This is a genomic window from Bradyrhizobium sp. Crot121 (assembly GCF_059512385.1).
Genome location: NZ_JCAMOR010000004.1, coordinates 215,830 through 234,186 on the forward strand (window position 1 = coordinate 215,830; position 18,357 = coordinate 234,186).

19 protein-coding genes, 1 tRNA gene and 2 pseudogenes are annotated in these 18,357 nt (G+C 64.2%); 13 read left to right on the forward strand and 9 right to left on the reverse strand.

Features of this window, described 5'->3' with window-relative positions; genetic code table 11:
* Positions 1–96: 96 nt before the first annotated feature.
* Entirely contained in the window at positions 97–1,302 is a 1,206-nt protein-coding gene (locus tag AC5ZGW_RS07070) for a CaiB/BaiF CoA transferase family protein (protein WP_130226710.1), read from the reverse strand.
* 153 nt (positions 1,303–1,455) lie between these two features.
* A complete protein-coding gene (locus AC5ZGW_RS07075) occupies positions 1,456–1,881 on the reverse strand; it encodes an organic hydroperoxide resistance protein (protein WP_028167314.1) in 426 nt (141 codons plus the stop codon).
* A 156-nt stretch (positions 1,882–2,037) separates the two neighbouring features.
* Here AC5ZGW_RS07075 and AC5ZGW_RS07080 point away from each other — a divergent pair, with 156 nt between their 5' ends.
* Positions 2,038–2,502: a MarR family winged helix-turn-helix transcriptional regulator gene (locus AC5ZGW_RS07080; protein WP_130226709.1), complete on the forward strand. Its 465-nt coding sequence runs from the start codon at positions 2,038–2,040 to the stop codon at positions 2,500–2,502.
* A 6-nt stretch (positions 2,503–2,508) separates the two neighbouring features.
* Here AC5ZGW_RS07080 and AC5ZGW_RS07085 read toward each other — a convergent pair whose 3' ends face one another.
* From AC5ZGW_RS07085 to AC5ZGW_RS07095, 3 genes are all read right to left on the reverse strand, one after another.
* Positions 2,509–2,748: a GIY-YIG nuclease family protein gene (locus tag AC5ZGW_RS07085; RefSeq protein ID WP_130226708.1), complete on the reverse strand. Its 240-nt coding sequence runs from the start codon at positions 2,746–2,748 to the stop codon at positions 2,509–2,511.
* Positions 2,749–2,851: 103 nt separating this feature from the next.
* Positions 2,852–2,927: transfer RNA gene (locus tag AC5ZGW_RS07090), tRNA-Ala, on the reverse strand.
* A 64-nt stretch (positions 2,928–2,991) separates the two neighbouring features.
* Positions 2,992–3,402 carry a TIGR02300 family protein gene (locus tag AC5ZGW_RS07095; RefSeq protein ID WP_028167312.1) on the reverse strand — a complete coding sequence of 137 codons (411 nt, stop codon included), beginning with the start codon at positions 3,400–3,402 and terminating at the stop codon, positions 2,992–2,994.
* A gap of 111 nt (positions 3,403–3,513) precedes the next feature.
* On the opposite strand from AC5ZGW_RS07095, the gene aroA reads away from it, so the two are divergent.
* On the forward strand, positions 3,514–4,908 hold the full coding sequence (gene aroA / locus AC5ZGW_RS07100; protein WP_130226707.1) for a 3-phosphoshikimate 1-carboxyvinyltransferase: 1,395 nt from the start codon (positions 3,514–3,516) through the stop codon (positions 4,906–4,908).
* Entirely contained in the window at positions 4,905–5,543 is a 639-nt protein-coding gene (gene cmk, locus AC5ZGW_RS07105; RefSeq protein WP_130226706.1) for a (d)CMP kinase, read from the forward strand. The genes aroA and cmk overlap by 4 nt, the downstream gene beginning before the upstream one ends.
* Here cmk and AC5ZGW_RS07110 read toward each other — a convergent pair.
* Positions 5,540–5,689 carry a hypothetical protein gene (locus AC5ZGW_RS07110; protein WP_165435277.1) on the reverse strand — a complete coding sequence of 50 codons (150 nt, stop codon included), beginning with the start codon at positions 5,687–5,689 and terminating at the stop codon, positions 5,540–5,542. The genes cmk and AC5ZGW_RS07110 overlap by 4 nt on opposite strands.
* A gap of 549 nt (positions 5,690–6,238) precedes the next feature.
* On the opposite strand from AC5ZGW_RS07110, the gene rpsA reads away from it, so the two are divergent.
* The 6 genes and pseudogenes from rpsA (at position 6,239) to trpB (ending at position 12,218) form a co-directional block, all read left to right on the forward strand.
* A complete protein-coding gene (rpsA, locus tag AC5ZGW_RS07115) occupies positions 6,239–7,948 on the forward strand; it encodes a 30S ribosomal protein S1 (RefSeq protein WP_028167309.1) in 1,710 nt (569 codons plus the stop codon).
* Positions 7,949–8,167: 219 nt separating this feature from the next.
* Positions 8,168–9,145, forward strand: a complete 978-nt coding sequence (gene sppA, locus AC5ZGW_RS07120) for a signal peptide peptidase SppA (RefSeq protein ID WP_130226705.1) — start codon at positions 8,168–8,170, stop codon at positions 9,143–9,145.
* Positions 9,146–9,286: 141 nt separating this feature from the next.
* Positions 9,287–9,637, forward strand: a complete 351-nt coding sequence (locus tag AC5ZGW_RS07125) for an integration host factor subunit beta (RefSeq protein WP_283813271.1) — start codon at positions 9,287–9,289, stop codon at positions 9,635–9,637.
* An 81-nt stretch (positions 9,638–9,718) separates the two neighbouring features.
* On the forward strand, positions 9,719–10,111 hold the full coding sequence (locus AC5ZGW_RS07130) for a LapA family protein (RefSeq protein ID WP_130226703.1): 393 nt from the start codon (positions 9,719–9,721) through the stop codon (positions 10,109–10,111).
* A 60-nt stretch (positions 10,112–10,171) separates the two neighbouring features.
* Positions 10,172–10,804, forward strand: a pseudogene (locus tag AC5ZGW_RS07135) (phosphoribosylanthranilate isomerase); the annotation flags it as partial.
* Between the two features lie 196 nt (positions 10,805–11,000).
* Positions 11,001–12,218: a tryptophan synthase subunit beta gene (trpB, locus tag AC5ZGW_RS07140; protein WP_028167305.1), complete on the forward strand. Its 1,218-nt coding sequence runs from the start codon at positions 11,001–11,003 to the stop codon at positions 12,216–12,218.
* Positions 12,219–12,300: 82 nt separating this feature from the next.
* On the opposite strand, the gene AC5ZGW_RS07145 is transcribed toward trpB, so the two are convergent.
* The gene (locus AC5ZGW_RS07145; protein WP_130226701.1) at positions 12,301–12,645 is read right to left on the reverse strand and encodes an endonuclease domain-containing protein; all 345 of its coding nucleotides are present in this window, start codon (positions 12,643–12,645) and stop codon (positions 12,301–12,303) included.
* A gap of 72 nt (positions 12,646–12,717) precedes the next feature.
* Here AC5ZGW_RS07145 and trpA point away from each other — a divergent pair, with 72 nt between their 5' ends.
* The 4 genes and pseudogenes from trpA (at position 12,718) to AC5ZGW_RS07165 (ending at position 16,671) form a co-directional block, all read left to right on the forward strand.
* Entirely contained in the window at positions 12,718–13,554 is an 837-nt protein-coding gene (gene trpA, locus AC5ZGW_RS07150; protein WP_130226700.1) for a tryptophan synthase subunit alpha, read from the forward strand.
* 92 nt (positions 13,555–13,646) lie between these two features.
* Entirely contained in the window at positions 13,647–14,588 is a 942-nt protein-coding gene (accD, locus tag AC5ZGW_RS07155; protein ID WP_130226699.1) for an acetyl-CoA carboxylase, carboxyltransferase subunit beta, read from the forward strand.
* Positions 14,585–15,928, forward strand: a complete 1,344-nt coding sequence (locus tag AC5ZGW_RS07160; protein WP_130226698.1) for a bifunctional folylpolyglutamate synthase/dihydrofolate synthase — start codon at positions 14,585–14,587, stop codon at positions 15,926–15,928. Before accD ends, AC5ZGW_RS07160 begins: the two co-directional genes overlap by 4 nt.
* A 2-nt stretch (positions 15,929–15,930) precedes the next feature.
* Positions 15,931–16,671 (forward strand): annotated as a pseudogene (locus tag AC5ZGW_RS07165) (metallophosphoesterase family protein).
* 92 nt (positions 16,672–16,763) lie between these two features.
* On the opposite strand, the gene AC5ZGW_RS07170 reads toward AC5ZGW_RS07165, so the two are convergent.
* Both AC5ZGW_RS07170 and trxA read right to left on the reverse strand, forming a co-directional pair.
* Positions 16,764–17,786 carry an ATP-dependent DNA ligase gene (locus AC5ZGW_RS07170; protein ID WP_130226715.1) on the reverse strand — a complete coding sequence of 341 codons (1,023 nt, stop codon included), beginning with the start codon at positions 17,784–17,786 and terminating at the stop codon, positions 16,764–16,766.
* Between the two features lie 205 nt (positions 17,787–17,991).
* Positions 17,992–18,312: a thioredoxin gene (gene trxA, locus AC5ZGW_RS07175; RefSeq protein WP_027580982.1), complete on the reverse strand. Its 321-nt coding sequence runs from the start codon at positions 18,310–18,312 to the stop codon at positions 17,992–17,994.
* Positions 18,313–18,357 lie beyond the last annotated feature (45 nt).

The window sequence follows — 18,357 nt, forward strand, 5'->3', positions numbered from 1 at the left end:
CAGAGAATCCATTCATCCACATCGTTTGTGGCCCGATGGATTCCGGGCCTGCGCCTTCGGCGCATCCCGGAATGACGAGCACGTAGCCTGGACAGATCAGCGCTTCCGCTCGGGCCCGCAGACCACGCCCTTGGCGATGAGCTCCTCGACTTCTGCCTGCGAATAGCCGAACTCGCCGAGCACCTCGGCGGCGTGCTGGCTGAACTTCGGCGGAGTGCGGCGCAGGCTGGGCTTGGTGCGTTCCAGCCGGACGGGCGAGGCGACGCCCTTGTACCAATCCTTCTCGATGATATCGCCGCGATAGATCGTGTGCGGGTTGGTCAGCGCCTGGTCGATCTTCTGCACCGGGCCCGCCGGCAGGCCGGCCGCGAGCAGGCGGTTGCACAGCGGCTCGGCCTCATACTGGCTGAACACCGCGGCAAGCTCGGCACGCAACGCGTCGCGGTTGGCGATGCGATCCTTATTGCGGGCAAAGCGCGGATCAGTGCCGAGCTCGGGCTTGCCGATCTCCTTGGCCAGTTTGCGGAAGGTGCCGTCATTGCCGACGCCGATGAAGATGTTGTCGGTCTTGGTCGGGAAGATCGCGTAAGGAACGAGATTGGGATGCTCGTTGCCGGTGAGGCCAGGCGGCTTGCCGTGCATGAAATAGTTGGCCGTGTGCGGATGCATGATCGCAAGGCCGGTTTCATACAGCGTGGTCTCGAGGAACTGGCCGAGGCCGGAGCGCTGCCGCTCCGACAGCGCCATCAGGATGCCGATCGCCGCATAGAGCCCGGTGGTGATGTCGACCAGCGGCACGCCGATCCGCATCGGGCCGCTTTCCGGCGAGCCGGTGGCGGCGATCATGCCGGTCATGGCCTGGATGATCGCATCATAGCCGGGATTGCCGCCGCGCGGGCCGTCGGCGCCGAAGCCGGAAATCCGGCAATGCACCAGGCGTGGGAATTTCGCGCGTAGCACGTCGTTGCCGATGCCCCATTTGTCGAGCGTGCCCGGCTTGAAATTCTCGATCAGGACGTCGGCGCCTTCGAGCAGCTTCATCAGCACGGCACGGCCGCCTTCGGAGGCAAGGTCGAGCCCGATGGAGCGCTTGTTGCGGTTGATGCCGACGAAATAGGCCGCATCCTCCTCATGAAAGGGAGGGCCCCAGTCGCGCACTTCGTCGCCGGCGGGCGGCTCGACCTTGATCACGTCGGCGCCGTGGTCGGCGAGAATCTGGGTGCAATAGGGACCGCCGAGCACGCGCGTCAGATCGATCACGCGCAGGCCGGCCATCGCGCCTGCGACCGCTTCTGAACTCATGGGAAACCTCAAGTCAAACAGATGGAGGGCTCGCCAGAGCTAGCGGTCTTCGAACGCGGCGGCAATGCCCTATCGCGCGTGGGGGCATGCCGTCACCGATCGCAACGCGAATAGCCCGCCGCGAAAAATCAGCGGGCTATTCCGCCATACGGATTACACCACGTTCAGGCGTACATCGACATTGCCGCGCGTGGCGTTGGAATAGGGGCACACCTGGTGGGCCTTCTCCACCAGCGCCTCTGCATCCGCGCGCGGGAGCCCGGGCAGGGAGATGTCGAGCGCGATATCGAGGCCGAAGCCGCCTTCGGAGCGCGGTCCGATACCGACCGTCGAGGTCACCGAAGCGTCGGCGGGCACCTTCGGGCCGCCCTGCGAGGCCACGAACTTCATCGCGCCGATGAAGCAGGCGGCGTAGCCGGCCGCAAAGAGCTGCTCGGGATTGTTGCCGGCGCCGCCGCCACCGCCGAGCTCCTTCGGGGTGGTGAGCTTGACGTCGAGCGCGCCATCGAGCGTTGCGGCATGGCCGTCGCGGCCGCCGGTGGCCTTTGCGCTGGTCTTGTAGAGCACGTTCACGGACATGGGGTGTCTCCCTCATCAATGGTTTCGACGCCACTTATATTGCAGACAATTAGATTGCGCACAATATAAAACGCATGGCCTCACATTTAATTGTTCGCAATTGAATGTGCGGCCGCACCGGCCCACAATGAACCTAGATTCTGACGAGGCTGAGAAATGGCACGGAAACAATTGGCGGTCGCGGACCAGCCGCTACGGCTCGACAATCAAATCTGCTTTGCGATCTATTCGGCCGCGCACGCGTTCAACCGCGTCTACAAGCCGCTATTGGACCGGCTCGGCCTGACCTATCCGCAATACCTGGTGATGCTGGTGCTATGGGAGAAGGACGGTGTTCCGGTCAAGGATATCGGCGAGCGGCTGTTCCTGGATTCCGGCACGCTGACGCCGCTGCTCAAGCGGCTGGAAGCGGCGCAGTTCATCAAGCGCACACGTAGCAAGGAGGACGAGCGGCAGGTGCTGATCGCGCTGACGCCGCAGGGGCAGGCGCTGAAGGAAAAGGCGAGAGCAGTGCCGCAGCAGGTCCTGGTTGCTTCGGCCTGCTCGATCCCCGAACTCTCGGCGATGAAGAACGAGATCGTCGCGCTGCGAGACAGGCTGAATGCGGCGGTGGGGGAGTGAGGGGGATCAGAGGCGCTTCTTGGCGAAGGCTCGGCCGGAGTGGGACTTGAGATATTTCTCGAAGGCGAGCGCTTTGTACTTATCGGGGAAGGCGCAGTACCAGATCAGTTGCCATGGCTTGAACTTGGCGGTGTGCGCGGACCTGCCGGCATTGTGTTCCGGAAAGCGCCGTTTCAAATCCGCAGTGGCGCCGATGTATTCCTGGTCCGGGAAATTGATGCTGCGGATGATGTAGACGTACCACATCAGGAATGTCTGGTAGGAGGTCTACGAGCGGCGTCCTGGGCAGCCCGTCTTCGCCCTTCGGGCTTCGCGCGGCTGCGCCACGCGTAGCCCGAAGGGCGAAGCGTGGTGGAGCCAGGCGGGATCGAACCGCCGACCTCTTGCATGCCATGCAAGCGCTCTCCCAGCTGAGCTATGGCCCCTTAAGGGATCGCGAGCCGCATCCGACTCGCGCGGAGAGACCCAGAACACAGTTCTGGATCGATCTCAAGTCTCTTCATCGCCTCCGACGTCGCCAATGATGTCCGTGACGTCCTCATCGCCTTCTTCTTCGTCGGCAATGAAGGTGGAATCATCATCGTCATCGTCTTCGAGGGTCTCGTCGATCTCGATGTCGTCCTCGGATTCGGGAACGACGGCCTTGACCTTGCCGGTGTTCTCCTCGGCGTCGGCCTCCTCGAGCGAGACCAATTCTTCGGCCTCCGCGGGCTCCGGCATATCCGCAGCGGTGGTGGCCGCAGCGGCGCTGGCGCCACGGGTTGTGCGCGGCGGCGCCACGGGGGCGATCGGCACGACTTCGCCGGTGTAAGGCGAGATAACCGGGTTCTTGTTCAGATCATAGAACTTCTTGCCCGTGGTCGGGCAAATGCGTTTGGTTCCGAGGTCGGACTTGGCCACGTGGTGATCCCAGGAATTTTCTGAAAAGCGGTGCTTCACTTGGCTAGTTGAGGGGCCGCTGTCAATAGCGGTTTGCGGGCATTTGTCACCGGGTGACGCCGGGGGTTCGATATGTTACCTGCCGCGCCGCGAGAGGACGTTATCTTGGCCCATTCCGACCACCAGAACCCCGAAAGAACCCCCTCCAAGACCCCCCTGGAGGCCCGCGCGAGCGGTCCCCTGAGCGGCAAGGCCCGCGTCCCCGGCGACAAGTCGATCTCCCACCGGGCCCTGATCCTGGGCGCGCTGGCGGTCGGCCAAAGCCGGATTTCCGGGCTGCTTGAGGGCGAGGACGTGCTCAATACCGCCAAATCGATGCGGGCGCTCGGAGCCGAGGTCGAGCGTACCGGCCCGTTTGCCTGGTCAGTCCGGGGCGTCGGTGTCGGGGGCTTCGCGGAGCCTGCCGGGCCGCTCGATTTCGGCAATTCCGGCACCGGCTGCCGGCTGGTGATGGGAGCGGTTGCCGGCTGTCCGATCACGGCGATCTTCGACGGCGATGCCTCGCTCCGCTCGCGGCCGATGCGGCGGATCCTCGATCCCTTGGAACTGATGGGCGCGAGGGCGGGGGACATGAGAGAGGGCGGCCGGCTGCCATTAACGCTGCATGGCGCCCGCAACCCGGTGCCGATCGTCTACAAGACCCCTGTCGCCTCGGCCCAGATCAAGTCCGCGGTGCTGCTGGCGGGGCTGGCAGCGCCCGGTGTCACCACGGTGATCGAGCAGGAGGCCAGCCGCGATCACACCGAGCTGATGCTGAAGCATTTTGGCGCCGTGCTCACCTCGAGCAAGGAAGGTAGCCACGGCCGCCGGATCGCGCTGACCGGCCAGGGCGAACTGCACGGCGCCGAGGTCGTCGTTCCCGCCGATCCCTCCTCGGCCTCGTTCCCGGTCGTGGCGGCGCTGGTCGTTGGCGGCTCCGATATCGTGCTGCCCGACGTCATGACCAATCCGCTGCGCACCGGACTGTTCACCACGCTGCGCGAGATGGGCGCCTCGATCGAGGAGGACGAGTTGCGCATGGACGGCGGCGAGCCGATGGCGCGCCTGCGCGTAGGTGCTTCCAAATTGCGCGGGGTCGAGGTGCCGCCGGAACGCGCGCCGTCGATGATCGACGAATATCTGGTGCTCGCGGTGGCGGCCGCTTACGCCGAGGGCACCACCATCATGCGCGGCCTGCAGGAATTGCGCGTCAAGGAATCCGATCGCCTCGAAGCCACCGCCGACATGCTGCGTGTCAACGGCGTCAAGGTCGAGATTTCCGGCGACGATTTGATCGTCGAGGGCAAGGGCCATGTGCCCGGCGGCGGCGTGGTCGCCACCCACATGGATCATCGCATCGCGATGTCGGCGCTGGTGATGGGGCTCGCCGCCGACCGGCCGGTGACGATCGACGACACCGCCTTCATCGCCACCAGTTTCCCGGATTTCATTCCGATGATGCGCTCGCTCGGCGCGGAGTTTTCATGATCATCGCTATCGACGGGCCGGCCGCATCCGGCAAGGGTACGCTGGGAAAGAGGCTCGCCGCCCACTATGGCTACCGCCATCTCGACACCGGGGTGATTTATCGCGCAGTGGCGAAGGCGCTGCTTGATGCCGGTGCCGATCTCACCGATGAGCCGCGGGCGATCAAGGCGGCGATGGAACTCGACCCCGAGAAATTCGGCCATCCCGAGCTGAAGACGCAGCGGATCGGCGATGCGGCTTCCGTGGTCTCGGCGATCCCGAAAGTGCGCGAGGCGCTGGTCAATTTCCAGCGCCAGTTCGCCGCCGATCCGCCCGGCGCGGTGCTTGACGGGCGCGACATCGGGACCGTGATCTGCCCGCATGCCGATGTGAAGATCTTTGTCGTCGCCGATCCGCGTGTGCGGGCGCGGCGGCGGACGCTGGAGGCCCGCGCGCGCGGCGAGGACGCTGACGAGGCCGCGGTGCTGGCCGATATTCTCAAGCGCGACGAGCGCGACAAGAACCGCCCGGTGGCCCCACTGAAGGCGGCGCCAGATGCGCATACGCTGGATAATTCCGATCTCGATATCGAGGCCGGCGTGCGCGCCGCGATCGACATTGTCGAAGCGGTGCGCGCGGCGCGTGGACTGGTCTAGCGCGTCGAGGATTCCTGGTCAGCCAGGCCGGAGGAAGACTGTGCAGCCGAAAAGGTCCGCATCGACGCCGCCGCGCCAGGCATCGCGGCGATGGCATGGCCGAGTGCGAACGCGGCAACGACGGCCAGGGCGATCACGCTTTTCATGGTCGTTCCCCTGTCTCTTGGGTGGGCCGGCACTATGCGCGGGCTCACTTAAGCCCGGGTTCCGCCACAAGCCCTGCCAGATGCCTTTCGCGCAACACAGTCAATTATTGTTCAAATGCAGTCCGGCATTGTTAAGGCTTGTGTCAGCATTAAAGCCCCGCAAATCGGGCATTTCCGGCTTGCCGAAAATAGCGGTGGATATTATATCAGCAGGGTCCGTGCCGCCATCGACTATGTCGGGGCCGCCCGAGCGGGCCGGCAGCGGGGTATGAGTCCCGGCCGATATTGGAGGAGCGCCCGCTCCATCGGTTCCTGATGTCGATCCTTCGTTTCCGGGCTCGGACATCTACGTCACGCGTATTCTTTCGCAAAACCGGTTTCCACTTTTGCGGAATGCGCGCCATCAACGTATCGAACATGTGGCTTGCTGCCGGCCCGCTTTTGCGCACTCGCGCAAGGAGCGGTCGTCAGGATTTGCGGACCTGACACCACATGCGCGGTGCGCCCTTAACCCGAACGGCCGGCAAGACACCCGCATCTGGAGAACATATGGCTTCGAATACTGCTGCTTCCTATAGTCCTACCCGCGACGATTTCGCCGCGATGCTCGATGAATCCTTTGCCGGCGGCAATCTGCAGGAGAGCTCGGTCGTCAAGGGCAAGGTGGTTGCCATCGAAAAGGACATGGCCGTCATCGATGTCGGCCTGAAGACCGAAGGCCGCGTGGCGCTGCGCGAATTCGCCGGCCCCGGCCGCGAAAGCGATCTCAAGGTCGGCGACGAGGTCGAGGTGTTCCTCGACCGCATCGAGAATGCGCTGGGCGAAGCGGTGCTGTCCCGCGACAAGGCGCGGCGTGAGGAGAGCTGGGGCAAGCTCGAGAAGGCGTTCCAGAACAACGAGAAGGTCACCGGCGTCATCTTCAACCAGGTCAAGGGCGGCTTCACGGTCGATCTCGACGGTGCGGTGGCCTTCCTGCCGCGCTCGCAGGTCGATATCCGTCCGATCCGCGACGTCGCGCCGTTGATGAACAATTCGCAGCCGTTCCAGATCCTCAAGATGGATCGCCGCCGCGGCAACATCGTGGTGTCCCGCCGCACCGTGCTGGAAGAGACCCGCGCCGAGCAGCGCCAGGAGCTGGTGCAGAACCTCGAAGAGGGTCAGGTGATTGACGGCGTGGTCAAGAACATCACCGATTACGGTGCGTTCGTGGACCTCGGCGGCATCGACGGCCTGCTGCACGTCACCGATATCGCATGGCGCCGCGTCAATCACCCGACCGAGGTGCTCTCAATCGGCCAGACCGTGAAGGTCAAGATCATCAAGATCAACCACGAGACGCACCGCATCTCGCTGGGCATGAAGCAGCTCCTGGACGATCCGTGGCAGGGCATCGAGGCGAAGTATCCGCTTGGTGCCCGCTTCACCGGCCGCGTCACCAACATCACCGACTACGGTGCGTTCGTCGAGCTCGAGCCTGGTATCGAAGGCCTGATCCACGTCTCCGAGATGTCGTGGACCAAGAAGAACATGCATCCCGGCAAGATCGTCTCCACCTCGCAGGAAGTCGAGGTGCAGGTGCTCGAAGTCGATTCGGTCAAGCGCCGCATCTCGCTCGGCCTCAAGCAGACCATGCGCAACCCCTGGGAAGTCTTCGTCGAGAAGCATCCGGTCGGTTCGGTGGTCGAGGGCGAGGTCAAGAACAAGACCGAGTTCGGCCTGTTCCTGGGTCTCGAAGGCGATGTCGACGGCATGGTGCACCTGTCCGATCTCGACTGGAAGCTTCCGGGCGAGCAGGTGATCGACAACTTCAAGAAGGGCGACCTGGTGAAGGCTGTCGTGCTCGACGTCGATGTCGAGAAGGAGCGCATCTCGCTAGGCGTCAAGCAGCTCGAGGGCGATCCCTTCGCCGAGCCGGGCGACGTTAAGAAGGGCGCGGTCGTGACCTGCGAAGTGCTCGAAGTGAAGGAGAGCGGCGTCGAGGTGAAGATCTCCGGCACCGACTTCACCACCTTCATCAAGCGCTCGGAACTCGCCCGCGACCGCAACGATCAGCGCGCCGAACGTTTCGCCGTCGGCGAGAAGGTCGATGCGCGGGTGATCCAGTTCGACAAGAAGGCCCGCAAGGTGCAGGTCTCGATCAAGGCGCTGGAAGTGGCCGAAGAGAAGGAAGCCATCGCGCAGTACGGGTCCTCGGATTCGGGCGCGACGCTCGGCGACATTCTCGGCACTGCACTCAAGAATCGTGCCAACGAGAAGTGAGCACTTGCTTTCTTCGTCGCATCATCAAGCCCCGGCTTCGGCCGGGGCTTTTTTGTTCAGGGGCTACGGCCGCGTATCTCGGCGTATTCCATCCGTGCTACGCTTGTAACTCTATGCCAGCCTTGTTTTCTTCATATTGCACCGCAATTGATGTATTTTGATAACCTCTCCGTCATCCTGTGATTGCAAGAACGCGTTGAGCTCTTTTGGAGATTTTCGATGTCGCTTGATTCAGACGTGATCGTCGATCGTCGTCGGATTCGCCGCAAGCTGACCTTCTGGCGCGTCGCGGCCGCGGTGGTTGCGATCGCGGCCCTTGTCGGCGTCGGCGTGATCGTCGCGGGTGGGCGCGGCTCGCTGACGGCGGCGGGATCGATCGCGCGCATCAATATCGAGGGCCTGATCCGCAGCGACCAGGATCGTGTCGAGGCGCTGGAGCGGCTCGAGAAGTCGCAAGCTGCGGCCGTCATCGTCCATATCAATTCGCCCGGCGGCACCACCGCCGGTTCCGAGCAGCTTTACGACGCGCTGACGCGGCTGAAGGCGAAGAAGCCGTTGGTCGTCGTGGTCGAGGGATTGGCGGCGTCCGGCGGTTACATTACCGCGATTGCCGCGGACCACATCGTCGCGCAGCAGAGCTCGCTGGTCGGCTCGATCGGCGTGTTGTTCCAGTTCCCGAATGTCAGCGAACTCCTGAAAACCGTGGGCGTGAAGGTCGAGGAGATAAAGTCCTCGCCGCTGAAAGCCGCGCCCAACGGCTTCGAGCCAACCAGCCCGGAAGCGCGCGCCGCGATCGATGCGCTGGTGAAGGATTCCTATGCCTGGTTCCGCGGCCTCGTGAAGGAGCGACGCGGCATGGATGATGCCCTGCTTGAAAAGGTTGCGGACGGGCGTGTCTTCACCGGCCGGCAGGCGGTGGAATTGAAGCTCATCGATCAGCTCGGCGATGAGAGGGCTGCGGTCGCCTGGCTGGTTCAGGAGAAGAAGATCAAGAGCGAATTGCCGGTCCGCGACTACAAGCTCAATCCGCGCTTCGGTGATCTGACATTCCTGCGCACGGCCGCTTCGGTCACGCTTGATGCATTTGGTTTGAGCGCGATTGCGCGCCGCATTGAGCAGGCCGGCCTGGTCCAGGCAGTCGATCGGTTCGGCATGGATGGCTTGCTGGCGCTTTGGCAGCCGTCGGGGAGCAATTGAGATGCGCACAATCGGTCTCCGGCCGCACTCCCGTATTGCGGGAATCGCGAAAAGCCGGTCCCGGGCCATTTGTCACGGCTCTTCATCGGCGCCAAAAGTGATTTAGCGTCTTGACAGTTCAAGGCATTTTCACGGAAATGGATATCCGCAAGGTCCCGGGCCACACTCTCGATGATCAAATCCGAACTTGTTCAGCGTATCGCCGAGCACAACCCGCATCTCTACCAGCGGGATGTCGAGAACATCGTCAATGCGATCCTCGATGAGATCGTGGCTGCGCTGGCGCGCGGCGATCGGGTTGAGCTGCGTGGATTCGGCGCATTCTCCGTGAAGCATCGTCCGGCGCGGGCCGGCCGCAATCCGCGAACGGGCGCGCATGTGCCGGTCGATCAGAAGAGCGTTCCGTTCTTCAAGACCGGCAAGGAAATGCGCGAGCGCCTGAACCGCGACAGCGATGCCAGCGGCGGCAACTCGCCGGAATCGAGCGCCTGATCTCGCGGAGTTCGCTGGCGCATCCGCGTCTCCGGTTGCTATAGATCGGCACGCGATTGTCGGCCGATGCGAGGGATGGTGATGCGAAAGTTCTTCACGACGCTGCTCGTCATCCTGCTTGGCCTGTTCTTCATCATCTTCGCTGTTGCGAACCGTCACCTGGTGACGGTTTCATTCGATCCGTTCAATTCGACCACTCCGACGGTGGCGATAACGCTGCCGTTGTTCCTCGTGCTCATTATCGTGGCGATCCTGGGCGTGCTCGCGGGCGGGGTGGCGACCTGGTTCCAGCAGCATCGCTGGCGCCGCGCGGCGCGACAGCATGAGGCTGACGCCCGGCAGGCCCGGGCGGAGCTGGCCGATCTGCGGGCGACCTTGGCCGCAGCTCAAGCCGAACGGCGTCGCCTCACAGCCCCATCAAATGGCGGTTCAGCGGGGGTCGTCGGGCGAGACAAGCAGGGCGCGACGTTGTAGAACCCGCCCCGTCCGTGCCGGAGCTGCAAGTTTCGGCCGTTGCAGCGCTCCTGAGAGACCATGTCCCTGCTCGTCAAAATCTGCGGCCTGTCCACGCGCGAGACGCTCGACGTCGCGCTCGATGCCGGTGCCGACATGGTTGGCTTCGTGTTCTTTCCGCCCTCGCCGCGGCATCTCTCGCTCGAGACCGCGCGGGAGCTCGGCCGGCAGGCGAAAGGCCGTGCCGTGAAGGTGGCGCTCACCGTCGATGCGGATGACGCCACCCTCGAAAACATCGTCGAGACGCTGCAGCCCGACATCCTGCAACTGCACGGCAAGGAGACGGTGGCGCGCGTGCGCGACATCAAGCAGAGGTTCGGCCTGCAAGTGATGAAGGTGCTCGCCGTCGAAACGGCGGCCGATCTCGCGCCGCTCGCAGGCTATGCCGCCGTCGCCGACCGCATCCTGTTCGACGCGCGGGCCCCGAAGGGCGCGACCCGGCCGGGCGGGCTCGGGGCGGTGTTCGATTGGCACGTGCTGGAACAGCTCGAGCTTGCATTGCCCTTCATGGTCTCAGGCGGGCTCAATGCCGACAATGTCGCTGAGGCCGTCCGTGTCACCCGTGCCGGCGGCGTCGATATTTCGTCCGGCGTCGAACGGTCGCCCGGCATCAAGGATCCCGAGCTGATCCGCGCTTTCATCCGCGCCGCGCGTGGCGTCCCTTCACCTCTCCCCGTTCACGGGGAGAGGTCGGATCGCGTTAGCGATCCGGGTGAGGGGGAGTCTCCGCGATCACAACTGCTAGCGAATTTGCGGCGAGAGCCCCTCACCCCGACCCTCTCCCCGCAAGAGCGGGGCGAGGGAGTAGAGACAGCGCGCCCGCGCGCGCCACAGAAGAATTGATGGTTCGATGAGCCCAGCACTACCCAACTCTTTCCGCAGCGGTCCCGACGAGCGCGGGCATTTCGGCATTTTCGGCGGACGTTTCGTCGCGGAAACGCTGATGCCGCTGATCCTCGACCTCGAAAAAGCCTATGCCGAGGCCAAGGCCGATCCTGCCTTCCAGAAGGAGATGGACGGCCATCTGAAGCACTATGTCGGGCGGCCGTCGCCGCTCTATTTCGCCGAGCGGCTGACCGAGCATCTCGGCGGCGCAAAAATCTATTTCAAGCGCGAGGAGCTCAACCACACCGGCTCGCACAAGGTCAACAATGTGCTTGGCCAGATCATGCTGGCGCGCCGCATGGGCAAGAAGCGTATCATCGCCGAGACGGGCGCCGGCCAGCACGGCGTCGCCACCGCGACGCTGTGCGCGCGGTTCGGGCTCGAATGCGTGGTCTATATGGGCGCGGTCGATGTCGCGCGGCAGCAGCCCAACGTGATCCGCATGGAGATGCTGGGCGCCAAGGTGGTCCCGGTGCAGTCGGGCGCGCGCACCCTGAAGGATGCGATGAACGATGCGCTGCGCGATTGGGTCACCAATGTGCACGACACATTCTACTGCATCGGCACGGTGGCTGGCCCGCATCCCTATCCGATGATGGTGCGCGACTTCCAGTCGATCATCGGCATCGAAACGCGCCAGCAATTGCAGGAGGTCGAGGGCCGCCTGCCGGATTCGCTCGTCGCCTGCATCGGCGGCGGCTCCAATGCGATGGGGCTGTTCCATCCCTTCCTCGACGATCCCTCGGTCGAGATCTTCGGCGTCGAAGCCGCCGGTCACGGACTGACGCAATTGCATGCGGCGTCGATCGCGGGTGGCCGGCCCGGCGTGCTGCATGGCAACCGCACCTATCTGTTGATGGACGAAGACGGCCAGATCCAGGAGGCACATTCGATCTCGGCCGGCTTGGACTATCCCGGCATCGGCCCCGAGCACGCCTGGCTACACGAGACCGGCCGCGTCAACTATCTCTCGGCGACCGATGAGGAAGCGCTGGAAGCCTTCCAGTTGCTGTCGCGGCTCGAAGGCATCATCCCGGCGCTCGAGCCCGCACATGCCATCGCCAAGGTGATGGAGCTCGCACCGAAGCGGCCCAGGGATCACCTGATGGTGGTCAACCTCTCCGGCCGCGGCGACAAGGACGTGCCGCAAGTCGGCGACATCTTGAAGGGCCGAAACAAGTGACCTCTCGCCGCCGCTCCCTTTCTGACCTCTCCCCGCAGGGGAGAGGTCGGCTGCGCAGCAGCCGGGTGAGGGGTCTCTCCGCTCACTCGAACCGAAGTGAGGTTTCGATCATCTCAAGCACCCCGTCGAGATTCTCATATACGTCCGTATTCGAGACGCGCACGACGAGGAAGCCGCAGGCTTCGAGAACCTTTGTTCGCGCCTCGTCGTACTTGATCTCTGAGTCCCTGGAATGGGTCGCTCCGTCGACCTCGACGATCAATTTCCCATCGAGCGTGACGAAATCGACGATGTACCGATCGATTGGATGCTGGCGGCGGAATTTCCATCGCGCCAGCTTCCTGTTGCGCAATGCCTGCCAAAGTTTGGCCTCGGCGCTGGTCTGCGACGCGCGGAGGCTTCGTGCTCTTGCCTTGAACCTCTCCATCCCCCTCACCCGGCTGCTGCGCAGCCGACCTCTCCCCGGAGGGGAGAGGTATAGCACAGCGAATGCCGCGCCATGACCACCCGTATCGATGCACGTTTTGCCGAGCTTGCGAAGCAGGGCCGCTCCGCTTTTGTCACCTTCGTGATGGCCGGCGATCCCGACCCTGCGACATCGCTCGACATCCTCAAGGCTCTGCCGAATGCCGGTGCTGATATCATCGAGATCGGCATGCCCTTCACCGATCCGATGGCGGATGGGCCGTCGATCCAGGCAGCGGGGCTGCGCGCGCTCAAGGGCGGCATGACGCTGAAGAAGACGCTCGAAATGGTGCGCAGCTTCCGCAAGGATGATAACGCCACGCCGCTGGTGCTGATGGGCTATTACAACCCGATCTACATCTACGGCGTCGACAAGTTCCTCGCCGATGCCAAGGCCGCGGGCGTTGATGGCCTGATCATCGTCGACCTGCCGCCGGAGGAGGACACCGAGCTGTGCCTGCCGGCGATGAACGCCGGGCTCAATTTCATCCGCCTGGCGACGCCGACCACCGACGACAAGCGCCTGCCGGCGGTGCTCGCGAACACCTCGGGCTTTGTCTATTATGTCTCGATCACCGGCATCACCGGTGCCGCGGCGGCGGACGCTACGGCGGTCGGCGAAGCGGTGGCGCGCATCAAGCGGCATACCAAGTTGCCGGTCTGCGTCGGTTTCGGCATCCGCACCCCGGAAGCCGCGCGGGCCATTGCCGAAAGCGCCAATGGTGCGGTGGTCGGCACCGCGCTGGTCGATGCCTTGCGCGGCAGCCTCGACGCGGAGGGGCGGGCTACCGCCAAGACTGTGACCGCCGTGGCCGACCTTGCCGCCGCGCTGTCACAGGGCGTACGGGGCGCCAAACAAGCGGCCGAATAGGCTGCAATCGTCGTTGCAGGCGGCTTGCCGGGCGTTACCCGGCCCGCCATATATTCAGCCAATGCGGAACCGACCGCATTTCGGAGCGAAGCATGAACTGGCTCACCAATGTCGTCCGGCCGAAGATCCGCAGCATCCTGCGGCGCGAGACGCCGGAGAACCTTTGGATCAAGTGCCCGGATTCCGGGCAGCTCGTGTTCTACAAGGACGTCGAGGCCAACCAGTTCGTCATCCCCGGTTCGAATTACCACATGCGCATGGGCGCGGTGGCGCGGCTGAAGTCGATCTTCGACAATGAGACCTGGTTCGACGTGGCGCTGCCGGACGTAACACCCGATCCGCTGAAGTTCCGCGACGAGCGCAAATATGTCGACCGCATCAAGGATGCGCGGGCCAAGACCAGTCTCAATGACGCGATCAAGGTCGGATACGGCAAGCTCGAGGGCGCGGGCGTCGTGATCGCGGTGCAGGATTTCGACTTCATGGGCGGCTCGCTCGGCATGGCTGCCGGGGAGGCGATGGTGCGCGGGCTCGAGCTCGCGGTCGAGAAGAAGTCGCCCTTCATCGTGTTCGCCGCCTCGGGCGGCGCGCGGATGCAGGAAGGCATTCTGTCGCTGATGCAGATGCCGCGCACGACCGTGGGCGTGCAGATGTTGCGCGAAGCCAAGCAGCCCTACATCGTCGTACTGACCAATCCGACCACCGGCGGCGTCACCGCCTCCTATGCGATGCTGGGAGACGTGCATATCGCCGAGCCCGGCGCGCTGATCGGCTTTGCCGGCGCGCGCGTGATCGAGCAGACCATCCGCGAGAAACTGCCGGACGGATTCCAGCGCGCCGAATATCTGCGCGACCACGGCATGGTCGATATGGTCGTGCATCGCCACGACATGCGCGCGACGCTGGCACGGCTGTGCCGCCTGCTCACCAAATCGCCGCCGCTGCAGGTGCCCTCGAAACCTGCGCCGGAGGTCACGGCACCCACCCAGATCGTCTCGGCACCAGAAACCGTGCCGGCAGCGCCGCACGCGTGAGCGTACCGGCCGCCCAGCCATCGCCGCCGCTCGGCGAGTTGGTTGCGCGCCTGTCGGCGTTGCATCCGAAGACGATCGACCTTAGCCTCGATCGCATGCACGCCCTGCTCGCGCGGCTCGATCATCCCGAGCGCAAGCTGCCGCCGGTGATCCATGTTGCCGGCACCAACGGCAAGGGCTCCACGATCGCCTATTTGCGTGCGATCCTGGAAGCGGCCGGCTTGCGTGTGCATGTCTTCACCTCGCCCGATCTGGTGCGACTGAACGAATGCTATCGCCTTGGCCGCGCCGGCGGCGGCGCGCTGGTCGGCGACGACGAGTTGCGCGCGGTGCTCGAACATTGCGAACGCGTCAACGACGGCCAGCCGATCACGATCTTCGAGATCGAGACCGCGGCGGCGTTCTGCCTGTTCGCCCAGCATGCGGCCGACGTCACGCTGCTGGAGGTCGGTCTCGGCGGCAGGCTGGATTCGACCAATGTGATTGAGACGCCGCTCGCCTCCGTCATCGCGCCGATCAGCATGGATCACACCGAATTCCTCGGCGACACGCTGACCGCGATCGCAGGCGAGAAGGCCGCGATCATCAAGGGCGGCGTGCCGGTGATCTGTGCCGAGCAGTCGCCTGATGCGATGACCGTCGTCGAGGCTCAGGCGGCGCGCCGACGGGCGCCGCTGCACGTGGCCGGACAGCAATGGCATGTCGGGGTCGAGCGCGGCCGGCTGGTCTATCAGGATGACCGCGGCCTGATGGATCTGGCAGCGCCAAAACTGTTCGGCCGTCACCAGTTCGACAATGCGGGGCTGGCGATCGCGACGCTGCGTGCGATCGACGCGTTCAAGATCGGGATCGCCTCGTTCGAGGCCGGTATCGTCAATGCCGAGTGGCCGGCGCGAATGCAGCGTCTGGCGTCGGGCGCGCTGCTCAATCTGGCGCCGCCGGGCTCCGAGATCTGGCTCGATGGCGGACACAATGCCGAAGGCGGGCGCGTGGCGGCCACTGCGGTCGGCGATCTCGAAGAGCGCGTGTCGCGTCCGCTGGTGGTGATCGCCGGCATGATGGCGAACAAGGATGCGTCCGGCTTCCTGGCCAATTTCGCCGGTCTGACGCGCCACATCATCGCGGTCGAGATTCCGGGCCGTGCGGGCGCGATGCCGCCGGAGCGGCTGGCGGATGCGGCGCGCGCGTTCGGCATGCGCGTCGAGATCGCAGCGAGCGTGGAGGCCGCGCTGCATGCGCTTTCGCAGCTTGCTTACGAGGTGCCGCCGCGCATCCTGATCACCGGCTCGCTCTATCTCGCCGGCCATGTGCTCGACGTGAACGGCACGCCGCCGGCATGACGCTGCGCTTTGCCGCCATCGCCGACGCGCACGGCAACTATCTGGCGCTGGAAGCTGTGGTTGCTGATATCCGCGCGCAGGGGATTGCCGATATCGTCAATCTCGGCGACATGGCGAGCGGTCCGCTGGACGCGCGGCGGACGATGGACACGCTGATGGCGCTCGGTGCCGTTCACGTACTTGGCAATCACGATCGCTATCTCATCGATCGGCCGCCGGAGAAGATGGGCTCGTGGGACCGGCCGGCGTACGCGCAACTCGATCAAAGCCATCTCGACTGGCTGCGTACCGTGCCGCCGACACGGGTGTTCCGTGATCAGGTCTTTCTCTGCCATGCGACGCCTGCCGACGATGAAGTCTATTGGCTGGAGACAGTGCGGCCTGATGGCACGGTGCGGATGGCATCGCTGGAGACGATCGAGCAAGCTGCCGGCGGCATCAGCCAGCCGCTCATGCTCTGCGGCCACAGCCATCTCGCGCGTGCGGTGCGGCTTCGTGACGGCCGCCTGATCGTCAATCCTGGCAGCGTCGGTTCTCCTGGCTATCGCGACGTCCATCCGTACAAGCATGTCGTGGAGGCGGGCACGCCCGACGCGCGCTACGCGATCCTGGAATTAGCCGACGGTGCCTAGCGGGTGACGTTCCGCCATGTGCCCTACGATCACGACGCCATGGCCGCGCTGGCGCGCGAGAATGGCCAGTTGGAACTGGCATCGGCGCTGGCGACGGGGTGGATCCGCTAGCACGATGCCGTAGCCCGGATGGAGCGGAGCGTAGTCCGGGGGAAGTCTGTCCACGTGCGGAAAGCCCCGGATTGCGCTGCGCTTCATCCGGGCTACGATTCCTGCGCCTTCAACAGCTTCATCGGATCGACGGCCGTCTGCTTCAACTGCTCGAAGGTGCATTGCCGCGGCGCCTTATCCGGGCGCCAGCGCAGGATCGAGGTGCCGTGGCGGAAGCGCTCGCCGCTGAAATGATCGTAGCAGACCTCGATCACCAGTTTCGGCTTCAGCGGACACCATTGCGCGGAGCGGTCGGTCGACCAGCGGCTCGGGCCACCAGGCGCATTCCCGGTGAAGCCGGGCTTTGCGATCAGCGTCTCCAGTTTTGACGTCAACGCCAGCTTCTCCTCGCGCTTGATGGCCGAGGTGAAGCCGACATGGTGCAACAGGCCGTCATCGTCATAGAGGCCGAGCAGGAGCGAGCCGACGACGTTCCGGCCGTCGATCTTGTTGCTCGCGTAGCGAAAGCCGCCGACGACGCAATCGGCGCTGCGGAATTTCTTGATCTTCTGCATGCCCTCGCGGTTGCCGGCCTGATAGGGCAGGTCGATGCGCTTGGCGATCACACCGTCAAACCCGCCGCCCGATTGCTTCAGCCACTTCACCGCCGTGGCGTAGCTTGTGGTGACGGGCGATAGCCGAAATGTTGGAGTGGACTTGAAGTGCGCTTTGGCGAAGGTTTCGAGCGTTGGCCGTCGTTGGCTCAACGGCTCGGCGGAAAGCTTCTTCTCTGTGGCCGTCGCGAGCAGGTCGAAGGCGATGAACAGCGCCGGGGTTTCGTGCGCCAGCTTCTTGATGCGGCTGGCAGCGGGATGAATCCGCTGCAGCAGATCGTCGAACGAGAACGTCTTGCCATGCGGCACGACAATTTCGCCGTCGAGCAGGAACGAAGTCGCCTTCAACTCGAGCGCGGCGGCGATCAGCTCCGGGAAATAACGGCCGAGATTTTCGCCGGACTTGGAGCGCAGGTCGACGTTTTCGCCCTGACGCGCGACCAGGCAGCGGAAGCCGTCCCATTTCGGTTCATATTGCCACTCGTCGCCGCGCGGGATCGCATCGACCGAACGGGCCTCCATCGCGACCAGCGCGGTGGATTTGGAAGCAGTCTTTCGGCGGGGAGACGGCACGGGCGAGGGCCTTTAGATCCTTTTGTTTGAGCATGATCTTTTCGGAAAACCGGTTTCCACTTTTCCGGATCATGCTCAAACGCAACACACCCCCCTCAACGCAAACGGCCGGCTATCCGCCGGCCGTTGTCGAAAATTATTCTAAGGAGACGGATCAGACCGCAGCGGAAATCCACTGCTGCAGCTTCGCCTTCGGCGCCGCGCCGACCTGGCGCGAGGCCATCTCGCCGCCCTTGAAGATCATCAGGGTCGGGATCGACATCACGCCATATTTGGAAGCCGTCTTCGGGCTCTCGTCGACGTTGAGCTTCACGATCTTGACCTTGTCGCCCATCGAGCCCGCGATCTCGTCCAGCGCGGGCGCGATCATGCGGCAGGGGCCGCACCATTCGGCCCAGAAATCGACCACGACAGGTCCGGTCGCGTTGAGCACTTCGGCTTCGAAATTGGCGTCAGAAACCTTGCCAACGGCCATGGGGTACCTCGTTCGGTTGGAAGAAAAAAGGCGGGATTTGAGTCG